This window comes from Rhizobacter sp. (genome assembly GCA_021153565.1).
Taxonomy (GTDB): domain Bacteria; phylum Pseudomonadota; class Gammaproteobacteria; order Burkholderiales; family Burkholderiaceae_C; genus Albitalea.
Map to the genome: position 1 here is coordinate 1 of JAJKJU010000215.1, position 5,216 is coordinate 5,216.

A 5,216-nucleotide genomic window follows, 5' to 3' on the forward strand; every position below is an offset into this window, starting at 1 on the left:
ATCGCCAAACGAGTGGGCGGGGACGGGTCGAGCAGTTGCGCGCGATGGTGGAGGCCGTGGGGCTACCTTGATGGAGATGAGTGTGTTTTTTGGGGAGACCCATCACCCCAACCCTCTCCCCCCGCCCCCAGAGGGAGAGGGCGTATGCGGAGCTTGCTGGGGCAACGGAGAGGGTTTCACCCGGCCTACAAACTCAGGCGCCCCTTGGATAAGCGCAGTACCCGATCGCACTTGCGTGCCAACGCTTCATCGTGCGTCACCATCACATAAGCCATGCCTTGCTTGCGCGCCAAGTCGAGCATCAGCTTGAACACCCCGTCCGCCGTTTCGCGATCGAGGTTCCCAGTCGGCTCATCCGCCAGCACGCAGGCGGGGCTTCCTGCCAAGGCCCGCGCAATCGCCACACGCTGACGCTCGCCGCCGGAGAGCTGCGACGGCCTGTGGTGAACCCGTTCGGCCAAGCCCACGCTGGCGAGAACTTGCTGCGCCTTGTCGCGCGCCTGCAGTGTCGTCATGCGCCGAATGCGCAGCGGCATCGCCACGTTGTCGAGCGCCGTGAACTCCGGAAGCAGGTGGTGAAACTGGTAGACAAAGCCGAGGTGCTTGTTGCGCCAATCGCCTTGCTCGGTCGCGCCCATGTGCGCGAAGTCCTTGGCTTGCAGTTCGACCGTGCCGTCAGTGGGCGCTTCCAGGCCGCCCAGCAAATGCAGCAGCGTGCTCTTGCCCGAGCCCGATGCGCCGACCACCGCGACCGTCTCGCCGCGCTGCACCGACAGGTCCACGCCCTGCAGCACATGGACGTCCAGCGGCCCTTCCTTGAAGCGCTTGTGCAGGTTCAGCGCGCGGATCACGGACTCACTCATAGCGCAGCGCCTCCGCCGGTTGCACGCGGCTTGCGCGCCAGCTCGGGTAAAGGGTCGCCACGAAGGCAAGGACGAGCGAAATCGCGACGATGGGGACGATGTCGGTGCTTTGCGGATCGCTGGGCATGCGGCTGATGAGGTAGATGCTGCCCGGCAGGAAGCTCACGTGCAGCGCGCGCTCGATGGCGGGCACGATCACGTCGATGTTGAACGCGACCAGGAGCCCGAGCGCCACGCCCGCAAGCGTGCCGATCACGCCGGCTGCTGCGCCCTGCACCATGAAGATGCCCATGATGGACTTCGGGCTCGCACCCAGCGTTCGCAGGATCGCGATGTCGGCCTGCTTGTCGGTCACTGTCATCACGAGCGTGGACACAAGATTGAATGCCGCCACCACGACGATCAGCGTGAGGATGATGAACATCAGCCGCTTCTCGACTTGCACCGCCTCGAACCAGTTGCGGTTGGTACGCGTCCAGTCGCGCACGTTCACGTCGGGTCCGAGCGACCCGGCGAGTTGATCCGCGACTTCACGTGCCGCGTGGACGTCCTTCAGTCGCAGTTGCACGCCAGTCGGGCCCGCCACGCGAAAGAGCCGCGCCGCATCGTCGACGTGGATGAACGCGAGCCCGCTGTCGTATTCGTAGTGGCCGGCATTGAAGGTACCGACAACGGTGATGTGCTTGAGGCGCGGCACCACGCCGGCTGGTGTCATCTGTCCGCCCGGTGCAACGATCGTCACTTGATCGCCTTCTTTCACGCCCATCGCGCGGGCGAGCTCGCCGCCCAGAACGATGCCCCATGCACCCGGCTGGAGCTTGCCGAAGGTGCTGTCCTTGGTGGCAGCGACGAGGTCGGTGACCGTGGCCTCGTCATTGGGCGAGATGCCCCGCACGATGGCTCCCCGCATGTCGTCGCCTCGCGCGATCAGCGCCTGCGCCGCGATGAACGGCGCGGCACCCACCACCGCCTTGTTCTCGCGCGCCTTGTCCGCCAGCACATGCCAGTCGGGCAACGCATCGCCTTGCGACTGGTAGACCTCGATGTGCGCCACCACCGACAGCATTCGGTCGCGCACCTCCTTCTGGAAGCCGTTCATCACCGATAACACGATGATGAGCGCCGCCACGCCAAGCGCAATGCCCAGCATCGAGACGCCGGAGATGAAGGAGATGAAGCCGTTGCGTCGACCGGCACGGCCGGCCCGCGTGTATCGCCAACCGATCTGGAGTTCGTAGGGCAAGTTCATTGGGAGGCGATGCTACCTGAGGCGAGCATCGTCACTTCCTCCAGGCGTCGGACGTTCAATGCGCCTGATCCCAGTTCTGCCCCACCCCCACCTCGGCCAGCAACGGCACCTTCAACTCCGCCACCGATGCCATGATTTTCGGCACCTCGGTGCGTGCCCAGTCAAGCTCCGCATTGGGCACTTCGAAGACCAGTTCGTCGTGCACCTGCATCACCATCTTCGTGGCGCGCTGTTGCTCGTCCAGGACCTTCTGCACGGCGATCATCGACAGCTTGATCAAGTCGGCCGCCGTGCCCTGCATCGGCGCATTGATCGCCTGCCGCTCCGCCCCCGACTTGCGCGGACCGTTCGGGCTGTTGATCTCGGGCAGCCACAGTCGCCGGCCGAACACCGTCTCGACATAGCCGCTCGCCTTGGCCGACGCCTTGGTCTCGTCCATGTAGCGTTTCACACCGGGGTAGCGCGCAAAGTAGCGCTCGATGTAGGCAATCGCCGCGCTGCGCTCGATGCCCAGGCTCGCAGCCAGGCCAAACGCACTCATGCCGTAGATGAGACCGAAGTTGATCGTCTTGGCGTAGCGCCGCTGCTCGCTCGTCACCTGCAGCGGATCGACGCCGAAGACCTCGCTCGCCGTCGCGCGATGCACGTCCATGCCTTCGACGAAAGCCTTCAGCAGGTTCGGGTCTTCGCTGATGTGCGCCATCAACCGCAGCTCGATCTGCGAGTAGTCAGCGCTCAGCACCACATGCCCCGGTGGGGCGATGAAAGCTTCGCGCACGCGCCGGCCTTCTACCGTGCGGATGGGAATGTTCTGCAGGTTCGGCTCGTTGCTCGACAGACGACCCGTGATTGCCACGGCCTGCGCATAGTTGGTGTGCACGCGGCCGGTCGCCGCATTCACCATCAAGGGCAACTTGTCGGTGTAGGTGCCCTTGAGCTTGGACAGGCTGCGGTGTTCGAGGATCTTCGCCGGCAGCGGATAGTCCTCGGCGAGCTTCTCGAGCACTTCTTCGTCCGTGCTCAGCGCTCCGCTCGCGGTGCGCTTCAACACAGGCATGGCGAGCTTGGTGTACAGCACCTCGCCGATCTGCTTGGGCGAGCCGATGTTGAAGGGCTGGCCTGCCAGCTCGTGGGCCTCCTGCTCCAGCGCAATCATGCGTTCGCCGAGTTGGTGGCTCTGCGCCTGCAACACAGTGACATCGATGAGCACACCATTGCGTTCGATGCGCTTCAGGATGTTCGACACCGGCATTTCAATGTCTTCATACACCCTGCGCAGACCCGCGTCGTTCTCGATGCGCGGCCACAGCGTCTGATGCACGTGCAAGGTCATCTCGCTGTCCTCGCACGAGTATTCCGCCGCGCGATTCACCTCGACCTGCGCGAAAGGAATCTGATTGGCTCCTTTGCCGCACACGTCCTCGTAGCTCAAGCCCTTTCTGCCCAGGTGGCGGTCGGCCAGGCTTTCGAGGCTGTGCGGCTTGTGCGCTTCGAGCACGTAGCTCTGGAGCATGGTGTCGTGCACATAGCCTTGCGCGTCGATGCCGGCGTTGGCGAGCACGTGCGTGTCGTACTTGATGTTCTGCCCGACCTTGGGCGCCCTCGGGTTCTCGAACCAGGGCTTGAGCCGCGCGAGCACTTCATTCAAGGGCAATTGATCGGGGGCGCCCGCATAGCTGTGAAGCAGCGGGATGTATGCCGCTTCGCCGGGCGTGACGGCCAAGGAGATGCCGACGATGCGTGCCTGCATCGGATCGAGCGAATCGGTTTCGGTGTCGATGGCGGTGAGCGGCGCGGCTTCGATCTTCGCGACCCAGGCTTCGAGCACATCTCGTGTCACGACGGTGTCGTAGCGCTTCGCGATGGGAGCGGCCACCTGCGCCGGGGCTTCGGAGAACAGGTCGCCGCCGGCAATGGCGGCGTCGCCCGCCAGTTCGGTTTCGATCTCGCGGCGCATGGTCTTGAAGCCATAGCGCTTATAGAACTCGAGCAGCTCTTCGCGCTTCGCGTCGCGAAACGCCAGCGACTGGAATTCCGGCCAGTCCATCACGTGCCCGCTGAGATCGCAGTCGGTGACCACGGTGACAAGGCGGCGGCCTTGCGGCAGCCAGTCCAACGCGCGTCGCAGGTTGTCGCCGACGACGCCCTTGATGTTGGCCGCGTTGGCAATCACGGCGTCGAGCGAGCCGTGTTCGGCGATCCACTTCACCGCCGTCTTCGGGCCCACCTTCTCGACGCCGGGCACGTTGTCCACGGAGTCGCCGATGAGCGTCAGGTAGTCGACGATGCGCTCGGGCGGCACGCCGAATTTTGCGATCACGCCTTCGACATCGAGGACTTCGGGGGGCTTGCTCATGGTGTTGATGAGCGACACGTGCGGCGTGACGAGCTGCGCGAGGTCCTTGTCCCCGGTGGAGATGACGACCTTGTGCCCGCCCTTTGCAGCCGCGCACGCGAGCGTGCCGATGACGTCGTCGGCCTCAACGCCGGGCACCTCCAGCACGGGCCAGCCCAAAAGTCTCACAACCTCATGGATGGGTGCGATCTGCAAGGCGAGGTCTTCGGGCATCGACGCGCGCGTCGCCTTGTACTCGGCGTACCAGTCGTCGCGGAAAGTCTTGCCCCGGGCGTCGAACACGCAGGCTGCGTGCTCGCAGGGAATCTTGTCGCGCAGCCATTTCAGCATCGCCACCATGCCGTGGATCGCGCCGGTTGGAAAGCCGTCCGGGCTGCGCAGATCGGGCAGCGCATGAAAGGCACGGTAGAGGTAGCTGGAGCCATCCACCAGCAGCAAGGTGCTGGGGTCGGTTTCGGTGGTATCGGTCATCGGGCGATTGTCGGGTATGGACGTAAGCCGGGTCGCAGCCCTCTCAGTTCCCTACAAGCCCCTGGAAGCAATCTCCGCATTGCCCCCTCTCCCTCTGGGACGCCGGGGGAGAGGGAGCCGCATTACTTCGAAACGGGCCACAGCGAGCTGGCCTGCATTGCTCCCTCGCCCCTTCGGGGGAGAGGGCTGGGGTGAGGGGCCTGGGCCTCTGAGCAAACATGAACTTGTCATGCGTCAGCCCCGCCCTCTTCATCGCCAAACGGGTGGTGAGGAGTGG

General features: G+C 64.6%; 3 protein-coding genes. All 3 read right to left on the bottom strand.

The annotated features are described in order from the left end of the window. Positions 1–185: 185 nt before the first annotated feature. Genes AC30NL_RS13515 through polA form a run of 3 tightly spaced genes read right to left on the bottom strand, consistent with a single transcriptional unit; the run spans position 186 to position 4,939 of the window. The gene (locus tag AC30NL_RS13515) at positions 186–863 is read right to left on the bottom strand and encodes an ABC transporter ATP-binding protein (RefSeq protein ID WP_489464521.1); all 678 of its coding nucleotides are present in this window, start codon (positions 861–863) and stop codon (positions 186–188) included. Continuing rightward, positions 856–2,112, bottom strand: a complete 1,257-nt coding sequence (locus tag AC30NL_RS13520; RefSeq protein WP_489464522.1) for a lipoprotein-releasing ABC transporter permease subunit — start codon at positions 2,110–2,112, stop codon at positions 856–858. The genes AC30NL_RS13515 and AC30NL_RS13520 overlap by 8 nt, the downstream gene beginning before the upstream one ends. 55 nt (positions 2,113–2,167) lie before the next feature. Beyond that, positions 2,168–4,939, bottom strand: coding sequence for a DNA polymerase I (gene polA, locus AC30NL_RS13525; RefSeq protein WP_489464523.1), 2,772 nt, complete (start codon positions 4,937–4,939; stop codon positions 2,168–2,170). Positions 4,940–5,216: the final 277 nt, after the last annotated feature.

Excerpts from the sequence above, each read along its gene's own strand:
- AC30NL_RS13515 (WP_489464521.1), bottom strand. The coding sequence starts at position 863 with ATGAGTGAGTCCGTGATCCGCGCGCTGAACCTGCACAAGCGCTTCAAG.
- AC30NL_RS13520 (WP_489464522.1), bottom strand. The coding sequence starts at position 2,112 with ATGAACTTGCCCTACGAACTCCAGATCGGTTGGCGATACACGCGGGCC.
- polA (WP_489464523.1), bottom strand. The coding sequence starts at position 4,939 with ATGACCGATACCACCGAAACCGACCCCAGCACCTTGCTGCTGGTGGAT.